Genomic DNA, 16,693 nt, shown 5'->3' on the forward strand with positions numbered 1-16,693 from the left:
CTGCGCGCCTTCCTTGGCCGGATTGTAGGGTGCGTCTGTCACGTCACTTCTGCCTTTTTCAAATAGGCGGGTGCATCCCAGAGCCGTTCATTCAACACTTTCTCGATCATGGCCACTGCTGCCATGACTTCCGCCTCGCCAATGTAGAGCGGTGTGAAACCAAAGCGTATGGAATCCGGTGCGCGAAAATCCCCAATCACACCACGTGCAATCAGCGCCTGCATGATGGCATAGCCCTGAGCGTGCCGGAATGAGACCTGGCTGCCGCGTTTCATGGCATCGCGTGGTGAATTCAAAACCAGCGACGGGCAACGCTTCTCTATCTCGGCGATGAAAAGATCGGTCAGCTCCATGGAGCGTTTGCGTACATCTTCCATCTCCACGCCATCCCATGCATCAAGGGCTGCATCCAGCGCAGCCAATGCGATGATCGGAGGTGTGCCAACCCGCATCCGGTCGATACCAGCACCAGGGCGGTATTCCAGATCAAACTCGAAAGGCGCTTCATGCCCAAGCCAGCCTGACAATGTCGGGCGCGTTGTCTCAAGATGTTGGGGAGCGACATAGATGAAGGCTGGCGAGCCGGGGCCACCATTCAGATATTTATATGTACAGCCCACCGCGAAATCTGCTCCCGCCCCTGCCAGATCGACAGGCAGCGCTCCGGCCGAATGGGCCAGATCCCAAACGGTGATCGCACCTTTTGCATGTGCCTTAGCTGTCAGCGCCTTCATGTCGTGCAGGCGCCCGGTGCGGTAATCCACCTCGGTCAGCATTAAAACAGCAACCTGATCGTCGATCGCGTCTTCAACCTCTTCAGGATCAACGACTTTGAGCACATAGCCCCGGTCGAGCGATTTGAGCAGGCCCTGCGCGATATACAAATCGGAAGGAAAATTGCCATTATCGGAAAGAACGACCCGGCGTGCGGGCTTCAGTTCCAGCGCCGATGCCAAAGCCTGATGCACCTTGAGCGACAGCGTGTCCCCCATGACTACCGTGTCCTTTTCCGCGCCGATCAAGCGCGCAATACGGTCGCCAACGCTGCGCGGCTGCTTCATCCATCCAGCGCCATTCCAGCCCTTGATCAGCATCTCGCCCCACTCATCTGCAATCATCGCAGAAACGCGTGCTTTGGCCGAGACAGGAAGAGGCCCAAGCGAATTGCCATCCAGATAGACTACCCCCTCAGGCATATGGAACTGGGAGCGGGTTTTGTTAAAATCGGTCATCAAGCATTCTCCGCGCGCAGGCGGAACCTCTGTATCTTGCCAGTCTGGGTTTTTGGCAGTGCATCCACGAACTTGACGGAACGCGGATATTTATAAGGCGCAATCGTCGCCTTCACATGGTCTTGAAGGCGTTTGCGGCAAAGATCGTCCCCAGCCACATTTTCCACCAGAACCACATATGCTTCAACGATCTCGCCACGCTCAGGGTCCGATGCACCGATGACAGCACATTCCTGCACATCGGTGTGAGAGAGCAGCGCTGCCTCTACTTCGGGTCCAGCGATATTATATCCCGCAGACACAATCATATCGTCCGAGCGAGCCGCAAAATGGAACCCTCCTTCCTCATCCTGGAAGAAGGAATCGCCGGTCAAATTCCAACCATCGCGCACATAATCCAGTTGGCGCTCATCGGCCATATACCGGCATCCGGTTGGCCCGCGCACTGCAAGCCGGCCAATCTCCCCGCGCGGCATTTCACGCATCTCATCATCGACGATCTTGCCCTCATACCCGCCAACGGGTTTTCCGGTGCAACCTGGCGCACGATCTGAAAGCCGGTTGGAAATGAAGATATGAAGCATTTCTGTCGCACCAATCCCATCAAGGATCGGCTTGCCGGTCTTGGCTGTCCATTGTTCGAACACCGGCGCAGGCAATGTTTCGCCGGCAGAAACAGCGATACGCAAGGACGAGAGATCCGCCCCTTCATCCATTGCGGCCATCATCGCACGATAGGCCGTTGGCGCGGTAAAGCTGATGGTCGCTCTATAGGTCTCGATAATCTCCACCATATTGGGCGGGGTCGCGTTTTCGAGCAGCGTTGCAGCCGCACCAAACCGCAATGGAAAAATTGCCAGCCCGCCAAGTCCGAACGTAAAGGCCAGGGGTGGCGACCCCACAAACACATCGTCAGAGGTTACCTGCAACACTTCCCTGGCATAGCCATCGGCGATGATCAGAAGATCACGGTGGAAATGCATCGTCGCTTTGGGCACGCCCGTGGTGCCCGATGTAAAGCCCAGCAACGCGACATCATCGCGACCCGTTTTTACCGCTTCAAATCGCACAGATTTATCGAGCGCAACGCGATCAAGTTCGGCATCATGATTGGCCGTTCCGTCAAACCCGATCACCTGCTGGAGAAACCGGCTGTCTTTTGCCGCCGCGATCAGTTCATCCTTGATGCGCGTATCGCATAGCGCGAGCTTGATCTCGGCCTTGTCTATAATCTTTGAAAGCTCGCCAGCGCGCAGCATCGGCATGGTGTTGACCACAACAGCACCGGCCTTCGTGGCAGCAAGCCAGCACGCCACCATCGCTGGATTATTGGCTGAACGGATCAGCACCCGATCACCGGGCTGAACACCAAAATTCTCGACAAGCGCATGTGCCAGCCGGTTGGTCCAGTCAGACAATTCCTTGTAGGTGCGGCGGCGACCATTGCCGATCAGAGCGGTGTTATCACCATAGCCCTGTTCGACCAGACGATCGGTCAGCTCAACACCAGCATTCAGATACTCAGGATAATCAAATCCATCGAGCAGAAATTCCGGCCACTGTTCCGGCGGCGGAAGGTTGTCCCGCGCAAATGTATCCACATGACCCGACGGTCCAAGCATCCTCATCCCCCTCCCATGACCTGACGCGAAATCACCACCTTCTGGACGTCTGATGCGCCCTCATAGATGCGCAATGCGCGAATTTCCCGATACAGGCTTTCGACAATGTGCCCCCTGCGCACACCATCACCACCATGCAATTGCACCGCCTTGTCGATCACGCTTTGCGCGCGATCGGTAGCATAGAGCTTTGCCATCGCCGCTTCACGCGTCACGCGCGCAGCACCTTGATCCTTGGTCCACCCTGCCCGGTAGACGAGCAGCGCTGCTGCATCGACATCAAGCGCCATATCGGCAATGTGGCCCTGCACCATCTGCAATTCGCTCATCGGTGCGCCAAAAAGCTGGCGTTCCCGCGCCCGTGCAATTGTCTCGTCAAGTGCGCGCCGAGCAAAGCCCAAAGCGGCTGCGCCAACTGTTGAACGGAAAACATCCAACACCGACATGGCAAGGCGAAACCCCTCGCCCGGTCTGCCGATCATGGCCGTGGTCGGCACGCGAACTCCCTGATAGGAAAGCCGCGCAAGAGGGTGCGGCGCAATCACCTCAATACGCTCAGCAACCGAAAGTCCCGCTGTGTCCGCAGGAACCAGAAAGGCTGAAAGCCCTTTTGCTCCAGGCGCTTCACCGGTTCGCGCAAAAGTCACGTAAAAGTCGGCGATACCGCCATTGGAAATCCAGGTCTTCTCGCCATCGAGAATATAGTCGTCACCATCACGGCGCGCCTGCATGTCCATATTGGCAACGTCCGATCCCGAACGCGGCTCTGAAAGCGCGAACGCCGCAAGTGCTTCGCCGCTTCGTGTACGGTACAGCCATTCTTTCTGCGCATCGCTTCCGAATAGACTGATTGCACCCGTGCCGAGCCCCTGCATGGCGAAGGCGAAATCTGCAAGCCCATCATGGCGTGCCAATGTCTCGCGGGTAATGCACAAGGTGCGCACATCAAGCGGCCCGGGATTGGCAGGGTCGATTGCTGTAGCCTTCAACCAGCCATCCCGACCAAGCACGGCCACGAGCTTGCGGCACGCCTCATCAACATCGGCATGGTCTACCGGCAGATTTGCCACGCACCATGCCTCCAAACGCGCGGCATAAGCGCGGTGGTGATCTTCAAAAAACGGCCAGTTGAGGAAGCTGGTGTCAGCCATCAATTGCCCTCGAAAACAGGTTTTTGTTTTGCAACAAACGCATGATAGGCGCGTTCAAAATCCGCGGTCTTCATGCAGATAGCCTGCGCCTGCGCTTCCGCCTCAATGGCCTGATCAAGGCCCATCGACCATTCCTGATTGAGCTGGGTTTTGGTGATGCCATGGGCAAATGTCGGCCCCGCAACGATCCGGCCTGCCAGCTCCAACGCATCGGCTTCCAACTGGTCCTGCGCGACAAGCCGGTTGAAATAGCCCCAGCGTTCGCCTTCGGCAGCGCTCATCGAACGCCCCGTATAGAGAAGTTCGGCGGCACGGCCCTGCCCAATCAGGCGAGGCAGGATAGCGCACGCCCCCATGTCGCAACCAGCAAGACCCACTCTGGTGAACAGGAACGCAGTCTTTGCCTCAGGCGTCGCCAGTCTTATGTCTGATGCCATGGTAATGATGGCGCCCGCACCAACCGCAACACCGTCAACGGCAGCAATAATAGGCTTGCCGCAATTGAGCATCGCCTTGACCAGATCGCCGGTCATGCGGGTGAAGGCCAAAAGCCCCTTCATGTCCATTCCAACCAGCGGACCAATAATGTCATGAACATCACCGCCGGAGCAGAAATTGCCGCCATTGGGCAAAAACACCACCGCATCCACATCATCGGCGTAAACGAGATCTCGGAAGAAATCGCGCAATTCTGCATAAGATTCGAATGTCAGCGGGTTCTTGCGTTCGGGTCGATCAAGCCTCACCCGCGCAACACGGTCTTCAACCGACAAGATAAAATGCTTCGGCGCGCGTGAAGCCATCTTGATGCCGTTCATACCTCGCCCTCCCAATTGCTGCGGAATGCCTTGAGCATGCCCGACAGGCGGTGCGCATCAGTCTCCCCGACATCGCCGAGAAGTTCCCCAATCCATGCTTCATGAACGGCAGCCATACGTCCGAACTCGGCTTCGCCCTGCGCAGTCAACCGCACGATAGAGGTGCGCCTGTCACCTTCTCTTTGCGCCCGAACCACAAACCCATCCGTGACAAGCCGATCAATGATACCGGTCACATTGCCGTTCGAGACGAGCAGAAAGCGTGACAGATCACTCATCAACATGCCGTCGGGCGCACGATAGAGTGCCGCCATCACATCGAAGCGCGGCAGTGTCGAGTTGAAGTCGCGCTTCAATCTCTCGCGCAATTCACTTTCAACCACCCGCGAAACGCGCAGCAGTCGGATCCACAAGCGCAGACGCTCCTTGCTTCCAGCACTGGATTCAACAGCGGAGAGCGGCGCGCTTACCACGTCTCACCTCCTGATACAGAGATCGACTGGCCGGTTATCGAGCCGGAGCGTTCCGAGCACAACCACAATACCGCCGCAGCCACTTCTTCGGGTTGAATGAACCGGCCCTGCGGGTTGGTCACCATCAGGCTGGCGCGCGCCTCTTCATCGCTGCGCCCGGTAGTCGCCACGATCCGCGCAACGGATTCTTCCAGCATTTCCGTTTCCACAAAGCCCGGGCACACGGCATTGACGGTCACGCCAGTCTTCGCCATTTCCACCGCCAATGCCCGCATCAAACCGATGACGCCATGCTTGGCAGCAACATAGGGCGCCACGTAACTATACCCTTTGAGCCCCGCGACAGACGCCACGAAAATGATGCGCCCACCCTTCGCCTTCGCCATGGATGAAAGGGCTGGCTTCACCGTCAGGAAAGAACCTGTCAGATTGACGTCAATGGTGCGCTGCCAATCGGCAAGACTGGTTTTGTGCGCAGCCGAACTTCCTGCCATGCCGGCATTGGCCACAATTATATCAAACGGTCCACGTGCCGCCTGTGCTGTTTCATAAAGCGCGACAAGCGAAGCCTCATCGGTCACATCCGCCGTGACCCCGAAAATCAAATTGTTCTCGGCGCAGACCGCATCCAACGCATCCTGTCCCCGGCCGCAAATGGTGACCGGGATACCCACACCCGCCAGCGCCAGCGCGATAGCTCTGCCAACGCCAGAGCCTCCGCCAGTCACAAGGGCGTGTCGCTTGCTCGCCATCAGACTTTTCCCGTCATCGCGTCCTGCCGTTCCGCCAGCCGGTAAAGCTGATCGCGTCCAGGCAGATAGGGATCAGGCCAGCGAACATTTTTTTCACCAAGCTGCGCCGCAGCGTGAAGTGTCCAATAAGGATCAGCCAGATGCGGTCGTGCAAGGCAAACCAGATCCGCGCGCCCTGCCATCAGGATAGAATTCACGTGATCCGGTTCATAAATATTGCCCACCGCCATGGTCGCGATGCCGGTATCATTGCGGATACGGTCCGAGAAAGGTGTCTGGAACATGCGGCCATAAACGGGTTTTGCCCGCTGCGACGTCTGCCCTGCGGACACATCGCAAATATCAACGCCAGCATCTTTCAACATCTGTGCAATGGCAACGGCTTCTTCCGGTTCCACGCCCTCAGGACCAACCCAGTCATTTGCCGAAATGCGCACGGAGATAGGCTTGGACGAAGACCACACTTTGCGAACCGCATGGAATATCTCCAGCGGATAGCGCATCCGGTTTTCCAGAGAGCCACCATATTCATCCGTGCGATGATTGCTCAGCGGCGTGATGAAACTGGACAGAAGATAGCCATGCGCTGCGTGGATTTCGATCATGTCGAAGCCGCATCTGTCGGCCATCTTTGCGGCCTCTGTAAATGCATCGCGCACCGCGTCCATATCTGCGCGGTCCATTGCCTTGGGCGTCTGGTTCTGTGGTGACCAGGCCATGGCAGATGCAGAAAGAATAGGCCAATTGCCCTCTGCAAGCGGAACGTCCGTCCCTTCCCAGCCAAGCCGAGTAGAACCTTTGGGGCCGGAGTGGCCAATCTGTGCGCAAAGTTTTGCGTCAGTCTCTGCATGAACAAAACCAACCAGCCGCTTCCAGGCGATCTCATGTTCAGGCGCATAAAAACCGGGACAACCCGGCGTGATACGCCCTTCCGGCGAAACACAGGTCATCTCAATATAGACGAGCCCTGCCCCGCCCTTGGCACGTTCGGCATAATGGGCAAAGTGCCAGTCCGTTGGGCAGCCATCAACCGCCTTATACTGCGCCATCGGGGAGACGACGATGCGGTTCTTCAAATCCATCTCGCGCAATTTAAAAGGCGCAAACATCGGCGCACGCGCCTCATCCGTCACGCCTCCCGCCTGCTCCTGAAACCAGCCCTCTGCACGCTTCATCCATTCAGGGTCGCGCAGGCGCAAATTCTCATGACCGATGCGCTGCGAGCGCGTGAGAAGGGAATAATTGAACTGAACCGGATCGAGACCTAAATAGCGCTCCACATCCTCAAACCATTCCAGCGAATTGCGCGCGGCTGATTGGAGGCGCAACACCTCGGTGCGACGTGCATCTTCATATTTGGCAAATGCCGCATCGAGGCTCTTTTCGGTGTGCACATATTCGGCCAGCGCAACAGCACTTTCCAGCGCCAGCTTGGTACCGGAACCGATGGAAAAATGCGCACTCGCCGCCGCATCGCCCATCAATGCGAGATTGCGATAGGACCAGCGTTCGCACAGAACCCGCGGGAAATTGATCCAGGCTGATCCACGCACATGCGCTGCGTTGGAAATCAACGCATGGCCGCCAAGATGCTTTTCGAAAATCCGTTCACAAATGGCAACGGATTCTTGCTGCGACATGTCACCGAAGCCGAACTTTTCCCACGTCTCCTGCGAACATTCCACGATGAAAGTCGCCGTGTCCGCATCGAACTGATAGGCATGTGCCCACAGCCAGCCATGTTCGGTTTCCTCGAAGATGAAGCTGAAAGCGTCGTCGAATTTCTGATGCGTGCCAAGCCAGACAAACTTGCAGCGGCGCATATCAATGTCAGGCTTGAAAATATGCTCCAGCGCCGTGCGTGTGCGCGAATTGACGCCGTCCGAAGCCACGACCAGATCATAGGCATCCATGTAAAAATCGGGGTCGCGCGCCTCAGTCTCGAAGCACAGCTCAACGCCCAGTTCACGCGCCCGCTTCTGCAGGAGAACCAAAAGCTTCTTGCGGCCAATGCCACAAAAGCCGTGCCCCGTTGAAACAGTGCGCACATCCTTGTGGACAACAGCAATGTCGTCCCAATAGGCAAACTCTTCACGGATCCAGTCTGCGCTGACAGCATCATTAGCGGCCAGATTGTCGAGCGTTTCATCGGAAAGCACGACACCCCAGCCGAATGTATCATCAGGCTTGTTGCGCTCGATTACAGTGACCTGATGGCCAGCATCGCGCAGCTTCATAGATATCGCGAAATAGAGGCCAGCCGGACCACCACCAAGGACTGCAACTTTCATGCGCAATCGCCTCCTCTTCCCATTTCCTGAAGCATTGCACCGCACATCCAACATTTCAAGCATATAAATTTTATGTTTAAAATAATTTTGCGCAGGAATTGACAGGTCGCAGAACTTAATGTCGCCTGCACCGAACAGAGACGGGGGCACATATGATCGAGCACAGCATCATGGATTGGGACAACGCTTACGCCAATGGAGCCAACATTCCCGGCGGCGATCGCTGGCCCGATTTGTGGGTCAAGCCAGCAAGGCTTTTTCGCGAGACGCTCGTAGATGATGGCAGAGCACGGCTGGATATCGAATACGGTACCGGTGCGCGCAATCGGCTCGATCTGTTCCTGCCTACCAGCGCACCATTAGGGCTCGTCGTTTTTGTTCACGGAGGGTTCTGGAAGGCTCTCGACAAAAGTTTCTGGTCCCACCTGGCAGCGGGCAGTCTGGCAAACGGCTATGCGGTGGCGATGCCATCTTACACCCTTTGCCCCGACGCAAGGATCGCTGATATCACCAAGGAGATCGGTACCGCAGTCACTCGCGTTGCAGAAATGGTCGAGGGGCCAATCATGCTCACAGGGCATTCTGCAGGCGGTCACCTCGTTTCCCGCTTGGTGAGCCAGACCACGCCTCTTGCCGACACACTAAAGCGGCGGGTGCGCAATACAGTATCCATATCCGGCGTCCACGACCTGCGGCCCCTGATGAAGACCGCATTGAACAAGGACTTGCGGATCGACGAGGCTGAAGCGGCAGCAGAAAGCCCCGCCTTGCTGCATCCGATGGAAGACGCACGCATTACCTGCTGGGTCGGATCATCAGAGCGTTCGGAGTTTGTGCGCCAGAATGCGCTTCTGGCCAATATCTGGACCGGCCTTGGTGCCAGTACATCGACCGTTGTGGAGCCCGATCGCCACCATTTTGACGTGATCGACGGTCTCGCCAATGCAGATCATCCGCTCACGAGAAACCTGCTTGGCCTGCATGCGTCACGGTAAGCTTTATGACCAAATCGACGGCCCGTGCGGGTGATATTGGGGCTCAGCGGCCAACCGGCCGGTAGCGATGTTCCAGATAAGAAACCATCCGCACGAGGGGCCACAGCACGATGAGATACATCAGCGCCGCCGCAATCAGCGGGGTCGGATTGGCCGTCAGCGCCTGCGCATCCGTTGCCTGCTTCAAGAGATCTGGCATCGCCACGACCGAAGCCAGCGATGTGTCCTTCGCAATAGCCACCGAATTGCTGGTATGGGGTGGAATAGCGACACGGAAAGCCTGTGGCAGGATAACCTTGTAGATCGTGACCCAGAACGGCATGCCAAGCGCCTGTGACGCTTCGAACTGGCCAATGGGTATGGACTGGATGCCGGCCCGCAGCACTTCCGCCGTAAAGGACGAAAAGACCAGCCCGAGAGCCATGGTGGCCGATACAAACGCGTTGAGGCGGATACCCAGAAACGGCAGCGCATAATAGATGAGCACCAGCACCACCAGGATCGGCAGTGCCCGGAATATATCGACATACATGACCGCCAGAAGCCGCAGCCAGCGCGGCCCGTAAAGCCGCATCAGGCACAGGATAACACCAACAATGCCGCCGAAAATAATCGTCGTGAGTGCCAGCAGGACAGTGTTGGTGACGCCCTTGAGAAGCATGGGCAAAATACGGATAAAAACATCTATGTTCAGGAATGTATCGACAAACCCCGGCATTGCATGATCCTGACTGAATGAAAGTGGGAGGCGATGCCTGAGCATACGCCTCCCGCAATGGCCTACTTGGCGACCGGCATATCCACCACCTTGACGGTGGAGGTTTCCGGGTCAGCAGGCGCGCCTAGCCATTTTTCATGTATCTTGGCCAGTGTTCCGTCATTCTTGATCGCGCTGACAGCTTCGTTCACGCGCTCTAGGTTCTTCGAGCCCTTCGGCATCATGATTGCAAAGCGGTCGCCCGTGGCAATACGGTCGAGAACCTGCATAGTTGGCATGTTCTTGAACGCATATTGATAGCCCGCAATATCGCCAACAGCACCGGCAAGGCGGCCAGACTGAACATCGAGAAGCAGGTTCTGCTGTTCCGGATAGCCGCGAATTTCTTCAAATCCGGCCTTATCCTTATTCTCATTGGCCCATTTTTCGGCAATCGACGAGGACAGAACACCGACCGTCTTGCCCTTCATGTCAGCCATCGACTTGACCTCACCATCCTTGGTGGCAATCAGCGCCAGATCGCTGTCATAATAGCCTTGCGTGAACGACTGGCTCTGCAGGCGCTCATCGGTGATGGTGATTGTGGAAATGGCCATGTCGATACGGCCAGAGCTTGTGGCAGCAAACAGCGCCTGGAAACCAAGATCCTGATAAACGATCTCTGCGCCGAGACGCTTGCCGATCTCATTGACGAGATCAACCTCGAAACCCTCAAACATGCTCTGCTCGTTCTTGAACTCCCAAGGTGGATTGGATGGGTATGCGCCCACCTGAAGCGTATCGGCAAAGGCAGTTCCAGATGCAGCCGCGAGCATGGCGGCGAAGGCAGCAGTCAGAAGTGATTTCACGAGTATTCCTCCCATTATAGATTTTAGCCTAGCCCGCGACCCTCTTCAGCGGAGAGGGCGCAGTTCCTGTCCCGGCTTTGGTGCCCGAGATCGCGCGGTGCAGATCAAGCGCCAGCCTGATATGCGCGCGCAAAAGAGTGGATGCAGCCGCAGTGTCGCGGTCGAGCGTCGCCTGCATGAGGCGCGTATGCGGCTCCAGCGCCAGTACGTCGCGCAGCATGGCTTCCATCGCTGGATCATGCGCAGACGGGCGTTCGGGATTGACCGCATCCGGATGAAACAGAAGCGCCTGATGGTGGCGCTGCAACTGCTCCAGCGTCTGGTCCTGAAAGGATTTTAGCCATGAGGAACGGGCCGCAGCGACAAGACGCCGGTGAAACCCATCATGAATATCAACCCAGTGAAGCCGCACCCCCGCATCATTGCTGCCAATCGGCATGGCGCAGCGCGATAGGCTGTAATGGGCAGCAACGATCTCGGCCTCCCATTGGGTGTCCCCATGCGCAATCGCATCCTCCAGCAATGCGCATTCAACCGTCTCGCGTGCCAGTTCGAGATCTTCCAGCTCCGCCAGCGACACCGGCGCAACCGTATAACCCCGGTTCGGAACCAGCACCGCCATGCGCTTTTCTTCCAGCCGCGAAAGCGCTTCACGAATGGGCGTAGCCCCCAGCCCGTAGAGCTTTTGCAGATAGGCCATGCGCAAGGGCTGCCCCGGCGCCAGAACACCGCTCACAATATCGCGGCGCATCGCTTCAAAAGCGCTTTCTGACTTGGGGATGGCGGGCTCAACCAATTTCATAGGATAGTCAGTATTATATATAATTCTTGAAATCCAGTAGAATGTTGTTACAATTCTTCGAATACGCGGCCAATCGAGAAGCCGAAGCAGGGGACAGAGAATATGAGCCGAAAAATAGCAGTGATAACCGGCGCAGCAGGGGGGATGGGACGAGCCATCGCCCGCGCGCTTTCGCAAAGCGGGCATGACATTGTGGGTCTCGACGTCAATGAAGCGGGCCTTGCAGAGCTGGGCGCACTTCTAGATCCCCAGGCCGAATTCCAGCCGCTCACCTGCGACCTGACGGATGCGAGCGCCATCGAGAACGCGTTTGCCGCAATTGATCAGCGCTTTGGCGCAGTCGATGTCCTCGTGAACAATGCGGGCACCTGCTTCATGAGCGATTTCCCGAATATTCCGGCCAGCGAGTTTGATCTGCAAATGTCGATCAATTTTTCCAGCGCTTTCCATTGCTGCCAGCAGGCCGTGCAGCGCATGCTCAAGCGCGATGGTGTGAAGAAGATCATCAACATATCTTCCAACGGCGCCTATAATTTCGATGTGTTCGACCCACCCCATTACCGCGCCAGCAAGGCAGCTCTCGATAATTTGACCAAGGATCTGGCGCGGCGTTTTGCACGTGACAAGATCAGCGTGAACTCAATCGCCCCCGCCATGACAGAGACCCCGCTGTTCAACGTTTTAACGGCAGAGGTTCTCAACAAGGCAATCAGCGCCATGCCGCATGGACGCGCCATGCAGCCCCAAGAAGTCGCCGCATGGGTTGCTTTTCTGGCCTCCCCGGCTGGCGATATTGCCAGCGGGAATGTCATCATTCTCAATCAGGGACGCGACGTGCGGTGAAGCCGCCGCGAGCACTCATCTGTAGAAATCTGGTGCCTTGCGAAGCGTCGGCCACTGCTCTGGGGAGTGGCCGTAAATGACAAATGCATCGCGCGCACTGGCCAAAGAGAGAATGCGATCCGCGCTCGCAATCGCCATCTCCTCATTCCACGAACCGGCAAAGCGCTCATCCACCTCGGCTGGACGCGAAATGGCATCTGCGGTCAAAAGCACGCAACCGGTTTCGGGCAACTCGACCAGAAGCGACAAATGTCCTGGGCTGTGTCCGGGCGTCACCAAAAGGCGTACGCCACCACAAAGATCGACATCGGCATCGACCGTGATTGTTTCGACATCCGGCCAGTCAAACGGCTGCGCGCCCCGCCAATATAATGGCTTGGGCAGTGCACGTTCCGCAGCGCCGATGACCATAGGCGCATGGCCAAAATCCCCTATCCCGCCAACATGGTCGATATGGGTGTGCGACATGACCAGACAGTCAATATCTGTCATCTCAAGCCCAATCCGGGCGAGCTGTCCCGCCGGCAGATTATCTGCGTCCAAATGGATCACTTCGCCAAATTCATACAGCCTATCCTCCTCGGAGGCCTTCGCCATGTCGTAGGCATATTTCTTCGGGAATCCGGTATCAACAAGTATGTTCTTGCCATTTTGCGTCTGTATCAGATAACCGCAAATACCAATAACCCGACCATTCTCGTGGACCGTAAATAAACCATAGTCCATAATAAACAACTTTGCCGCGAAGTCATTCGCAAATCTTTCAATCAACACAACCAATCTCCAGAACAAGGAAATGTACTGTTATCATGAAAGTCGAGATACACAAGCTATTCGATTACCTTCTGGATACGACCACTGAAAAGCCAGATGCCGTTCTGGGCTTCTCGCTCTCCAGCTCCCCCACCTTGGGCGCATTTCTGAGTGATCTCGATCCTAACCTGTCTCTGGACTGGAACTGCCAGTCCTTTCAGGGCCTGCCAGCGCTGCGTGGCCATGTGCTGCGCCAGGCAAATCTCGAAAAGACCTGTTCGCCTGATGATGTTCTGATCACGGCGGGTGCTGCCGAAGCCAATTATCTGGTCATGCGCCAATTGCTTCAGCCGGGCGATGAGTTCGTTCTCGAAACGCCGGGCTGGCCACAGGCCGGTGTCATGGCCAAGGCGCTTGAAGCCCAAGCAAGGCTGATCCGCCGGGAAGAAGCGGATGGCTGGGCTTTCCCGATGGGGGCGCTGCGGGCTGCGGTCAACGCGCGCACGAAACTTATTTTCCTGACCAATCCCAACAACCCGACAGGGCGCTTGTTCAGCACTGAGGAGCTTTCAGAGATCGCCGACATAGCCCGCCAGCATGGCACCTATGTGCTTGTCGATGAGGTCTATGCCGGACTGGAATGGGACGGCGAGCGACGGCCCTCCATTGCTGGCATCTATGAGCGCGGCATCACCACCGGCAGCGTCTCCAAGGCGCTTGGCCTTCAGGGCCTGCGCACAGGATGGTTGATCTGCCGCGACCGCGAACTGGTGTTTGACGCGATCATCCTGCGCGAAAACTCCAGCGAGATCATGAACATCATGGGTGAAGTAATTGCCGAAATCGCCCTGCGCCCCGACCGCTACCACGCAGCCATGACCAAGGCGCGCAGCGAGGGGGAAACAAACCTTGAGATGCTCGACCGCTTCATTGAAGAACAGCCGCTTCTGTCATGGGTGCGTCCGCAGGCAGGCCTGATTGGCCTTGCGCGCCTGCATCTCGATATGGGCGGCGAAGCGTTTGCCCGCAAATTACTGGCACCGCCCTACAAGACATTCCTGATCCCCGGCGATGCCTATGACCAACCCAACCATATAAGACTGGGCGTTGGCGGCGGCGCTGCGGTCAATCTGGAAGAAGGATTGAGCCGTCTTGCGGCGTTGCTGGAAGAATTGCAAGGGTAAGCAAAGCGCAGCAGCGCGACATCGCCATTGCTGGCTTAGGCCCACCAGCACCGAGCCGACCGACGGCAGGGCCATGTGGAATCGGCTATCCTGCGGCAAAACCTCGATGCTTAGCCGGTCACGCGGACTGGTGGTGCGCAGGGAAACACCGACCAAAGGTAGACGGGACATAAGAACCGATTTCAAAAGAAAAATGGTGGTACGCCCAAGGGGAATCGAACCCCTGTTCCCGCCGTGAGAGGGCGGTGTCCTGACCGCTAGACGATGGGCGCGGAAGATCTGTGGCGATATAGGCGAGAGGCCAGAAAAAGGCAACTGCATTCCGCCATGGTCAGCAAGCTCAACCGCGCGGCTGGATCAGATCCCAACGATTACCGTAGAGATCGGCAAAGACAGCGACCGTTCCGTAGGCCTCGTGCCGCGGCGTTTCCTGAAAAATCACACAGTTGGCCAGCATGGCAGCGTAATCGCGGTAGAAATCAGCAGTCTCAAGAAACAGAAAGACACGACCGCCGGTTTGGTTTCCAATGGCCGCGCGCTGCGCCTCATTGTCGGCCTGCGCCAGTAAAAGCCGGGCGCCACCCTGCCCCGGCTGGACAATTATCCAGCGCTTGCCCTCGCCGAGCGCGACATCCTCGACAAGCTGGAATCCGAGTTTCTGTGTGTACCAGGACACGGCTTCATCATAGTCGCCAACAACCAGCGCAACCGTTGCCAGGCGGCGCGAAGGTGTGGTCATTGCGCCGTTACCGCAAACTTTCCGATGATGCGTTTCTCGGCGATGTCGTAGACAAGGATCGCGAGCTGTCCGTCGGACAGCATGATATTCAGTGCGATACGGTTGCCCGACAGGCTCTGGGATATGATCCGCGCTCCGGCCGGCAAAATAATCTCGCCTTCCAGCATACCACCCTCGGCCGGTGCCGGCACGAGCCCAACAGATGCTTCGGGCTTTGCCGTATCGCGACCGCTTTTGTAGACAATTGCTCCCACCACCGCCATAAGGGCGAGGAACAACAGGCCGAGATTGATGCCCACGAAGCGGACAAGCTTGCGGCGCACCTTCTCCACCGCAGGATCAAGCGGCTCGTCTTCTTGGTCGGCCTTGAGTTGTGCCATATGCAAAATTTCCAGCGGGATTTGAATGAACGCTCCTGATAGCGAAGCCGATACCGGATTGAAAGTGCTGCAGGCGGATGCCGATGCCGCAGGTCAGCGGCTTGATCAATGGCTTGCCGCTGCCCTCGGGGCGGATTTCTCCCGCAACCGCGTCCAGACCCTGATCCGTCAGGGAGCGGTCAGTATCGGCGGTGTGGTTTCTGACCAGCCCAAGCGCAAGATGGCCGATGGCGACATCGCCCGGATCGACCTCCCGGAGCCGGAACCCGCCGAGCCGCAGGGCGAAAACATTCCGCTAGATGTCCTCTATGAAGACGACAGCCTGATCGTTATCAACAAGCCCGCCGGCCTGGTGGTGCACCCCGGCGCCGGTAACTGGACCGGCACGCTGGTCAACGCACTGATCCACCATTGCGGCGACAGCCTGTCCGGCATTGGTGGCGTACGCCGCCCCGGCATTGTTCACCGCCTCGACAAGGAAACCACCGGTGTGATGGTGGTAGCCAAGAGCGACATCGCCCATCGCGCGCTTTCGGAAGCCTTCGCCGACCATGGCGCCAGCGGCGAACTGGAGCGCGCCTATCAGGCGCTGGTCTGGGGTATTCCGCCGCGCATGACCGGAAAGGTCGATGCGCATCTGGGACGCGCGGCCGACCGCGTGCGCCGCGCTGTGGTGCCAGAGGGCCGCGACGATGCTCGCCATGCCGTGACGCATTTCACGGTTCTGGAGAAATTTGGAGAACAGGATCTCAAAGGCGTGCACGCTGCCAGTGTAGAATGCCGGCTCGAAACCGGTCGCACCCACCAGATCCGCGTCCACATGGCCCATATCGGTCATCCGGTGATCGGCGATCCCGACTACGGCCAAGCCCTCCGCACCAAAGCCAACCGACTGCCAGAGCCTGTCCAAACGTTGGTAAAATCCTTTCCACGCCAGGCACTGCATGCAGGACTTCTCGCATTCTTGCACCCTGTCACCCAAATCAAAATGAGTTTTGAGGCACCGCTTCCTGCCGACATGCAGGCCATTCTCGATGGCCTTCGAAATCTCTGAACCTTTGTTGATTAAAGTTGACTGGCATTGGTCACTTT

Annotated in this window: 17 protein-coding genes and 1 tRNA gene; 4 read left to right on the forward strand and 14 right to left on the reverse strand. The window is 57.3% G+C overall.

What is annotated here, in order from left to right:
- Positions 1-38 precede the first annotated feature (38 nt).
- From kynU to GA830_RS02585, 7 genes are read right to left on the reverse strand one after another with little or no spacing between them, the layout of a single operon-like run.
- Positions 39-1,232 carry a kynureninase gene (kynU, locus tag GA830_RS02555; protein WP_195163561.1) on the reverse strand — a complete coding sequence of 398 codons (1,194 nt, stop codon included), beginning with the start codon at positions 1,230-1,232 and terminating at the stop codon, positions 39-41.
- Positions 1,232-2,854 (reverse strand): AMP-binding protein, encoded by a 1,623-nt coding sequence (locus GA830_RS02560; protein WP_195163562.1) that lies wholly within the window; start codon positions 2,852-2,854, stop codon positions 1,232-1,234. Before GA830_RS02560 ends, kynU begins: the two co-directional genes overlap by 1 nt.
- Before the next feature lie 2 nt (positions 2,855-2,856).
- The gene (locus GA830_RS02565; protein ID WP_195163563.1) at positions 2,857-4,005 is read right to left on the reverse strand and encodes an acyl-CoA dehydrogenase family protein; all 1,149 of its coding nucleotides are present in this window, start codon (positions 4,003-4,005) and stop codon (positions 2,857-2,859) included.
- Positions 4,005-4,808, reverse strand: coding sequence for an enoyl-CoA hydratase family protein (locus GA830_RS02570; protein ID WP_195164729.1), 804 nt, complete (start codon positions 4,806-4,808; stop codon positions 4,005-4,007). Before GA830_RS02570 ends, GA830_RS02565 begins: the two co-directional genes overlap by 1 nt.
- An 11-nt stretch (positions 4,809-4,819) precedes the next feature.
- A complete protein-coding gene (locus GA830_RS02575; RefSeq protein ID WP_195163564.1) occupies positions 4,820-5,296 on the reverse strand; it encodes a MarR family winged helix-turn-helix transcriptional regulator in 477 nt (158 codons plus the stop codon).
- Positions 5,290-6,048, reverse strand: coding sequence for an SDR family NAD(P)-dependent oxidoreductase (locus GA830_RS02580; protein WP_195163565.1), 759 nt, complete (start codon positions 6,046-6,048; stop codon positions 5,290-5,292). The genes GA830_RS02575 and GA830_RS02580 overlap by 7 nt, the downstream gene beginning before the upstream one ends.
- Positions 6,048-8,339 (reverse strand): bifunctional salicylyl-CoA 5-hydroxylase/oxidoreductase, encoded by a 2,292-nt coding sequence (locus GA830_RS02585; protein WP_195163566.1) that lies wholly within the window; start codon positions 8,337-8,339, stop codon positions 6,048-6,050. The genes GA830_RS02580 and GA830_RS02585 overlap by 1 nt, the downstream gene beginning before the upstream one ends.
- A gap of 152 nt (positions 8,340-8,491) precedes the next feature.
- Between GA830_RS02585 and GA830_RS02590 the strand changes: the two genes are divergently transcribed.
- Positions 8,492-9,334, forward strand: a complete 843-nt coding sequence (locus tag GA830_RS02590; protein WP_195163567.1) for an alpha/beta hydrolase — start codon at positions 8,492-8,494, stop codon at positions 9,332-9,334.
- A 43-nt stretch (positions 9,335-9,377) separates the two neighbouring features.
- On the opposite strand, the gene GA830_RS02595 is transcribed toward GA830_RS02590, so the two are convergent.
- The 3 genes from GA830_RS02595 to GA830_RS02605 all read right to left on the reverse strand — a co-directional run bounded on the left by GA830_RS02595 (position 9,378) and on the right by GA830_RS02605 (position 11,702).
- Complete coding sequence (locus tag GA830_RS02595; RefSeq protein WP_195163568.1) at positions 9,378-10,052, reverse strand: amino acid ABC transporter permease; 675 nt, start codon at positions 10,050-10,052, stop codon at positions 9,378-9,380.
- Between the two features lie 62 nt (positions 10,053-10,114).
- Positions 10,115-10,900, reverse strand: a complete 786-nt coding sequence (locus GA830_RS02600; protein ID WP_258045536.1) for an ABC transporter substrate-binding protein — start codon at positions 10,898-10,900, stop codon at positions 10,115-10,117.
- A gap of 28 nt (positions 10,901-10,928) precedes the next feature.
- Positions 10,929-11,702 carry a GntR family transcriptional regulator gene (locus GA830_RS02605; protein ID WP_195163570.1) on the reverse strand — a complete coding sequence of 258 codons (774 nt, stop codon included), beginning with the start codon at positions 11,700-11,702 and terminating at the stop codon, positions 10,929-10,931.
- Positions 11,703-11,804: 102 nt separating this feature from the next.
- On the opposite strand from GA830_RS02605, the gene GA830_RS02610 reads away from it, so the two are divergent.
- Positions 11,805-12,545, forward strand: a complete 741-nt coding sequence (locus GA830_RS02610; RefSeq protein ID WP_195163571.1) for an SDR family NAD(P)-dependent oxidoreductase — start codon at positions 11,805-11,807, stop codon at positions 12,543-12,545.
- A 15-nt stretch (positions 12,546-12,560) separates the two neighbouring features.
- On the opposite strand, the gene GA830_RS02615 is transcribed toward GA830_RS02610, so the two are convergent.
- Complete coding sequence (locus GA830_RS02615) at positions 12,561-13,319, reverse strand: N-acyl homoserine lactonase family protein (RefSeq protein WP_258045631.1); 759 nt, start codon at positions 13,317-13,319, stop codon at positions 12,561-12,563.
- Between the two features lie 35 nt (positions 13,320-13,354).
- On the opposite strand from GA830_RS02615, the gene GA830_RS02620 reads away from it, so the two are divergent.
- Positions 13,355-14,482, forward strand: coding sequence for an aminotransferase class I/II-fold pyridoxal phosphate-dependent enzyme (locus tag GA830_RS02620; protein WP_195163572.1), 1,128 nt, complete (start codon positions 13,355-13,357; stop codon positions 14,480-14,482).
- A 197-nt stretch (positions 14,483-14,679) separates the two neighbouring features.
- On the opposite strand, the gene GA830_RS02625 is transcribed toward GA830_RS02620, so the two are convergent.
- The 3 genes from GA830_RS02625 to GA830_RS02635 all read right to left on the reverse strand — a co-directional run bounded on the left by GA830_RS02625 (position 14,680) and on the right by GA830_RS02635 (position 15,601).
- Positions 14,680-14,754 (reverse strand) — tRNA-Glu (locus tag GA830_RS02625).
- A 68-nt stretch (positions 14,755-14,822) separates the two neighbouring features.
- Complete coding sequence (locus GA830_RS02630; protein WP_195163573.1) at positions 14,823-15,221, reverse strand: VOC family protein; 399 nt, start codon at positions 15,219-15,221, stop codon at positions 14,823-14,825.
- The gene (locus GA830_RS02635; protein ID WP_195163574.1) at positions 15,218-15,601 is read right to left on the reverse strand and encodes a fimbrial protein; all 384 of its coding nucleotides are present in this window, start codon (positions 15,599-15,601) and stop codon (positions 15,218-15,220) included. Before GA830_RS02635 ends, GA830_RS02630 begins: the two co-directional genes overlap by 4 nt.
- Before the next feature lie 25 nt (positions 15,602-15,626).
- Between GA830_RS02635 and GA830_RS02640 the strand changes: the two genes are divergently transcribed.
- Positions 15,627-16,655: an RluA family pseudouridine synthase gene (locus GA830_RS02640; protein ID WP_195163575.1), complete on the forward strand. Its 1,029-nt coding sequence runs from the start codon at positions 15,627-15,629 to the stop codon at positions 16,653-16,655.
- The last annotated feature ends 38 nt before the right edge of the window (positions 16,656-16,693 follow it).

Origin of the sequence: Mesorhizobium sp. NBSH29 (assembly GCF_015500055.1) — a bacterium.
Taxonomy (GTDB): Bacteria; Pseudomonadota; Alphaproteobacteria; order Rhizobiales; family Rhizobiaceae; genus Neomesorhizobium.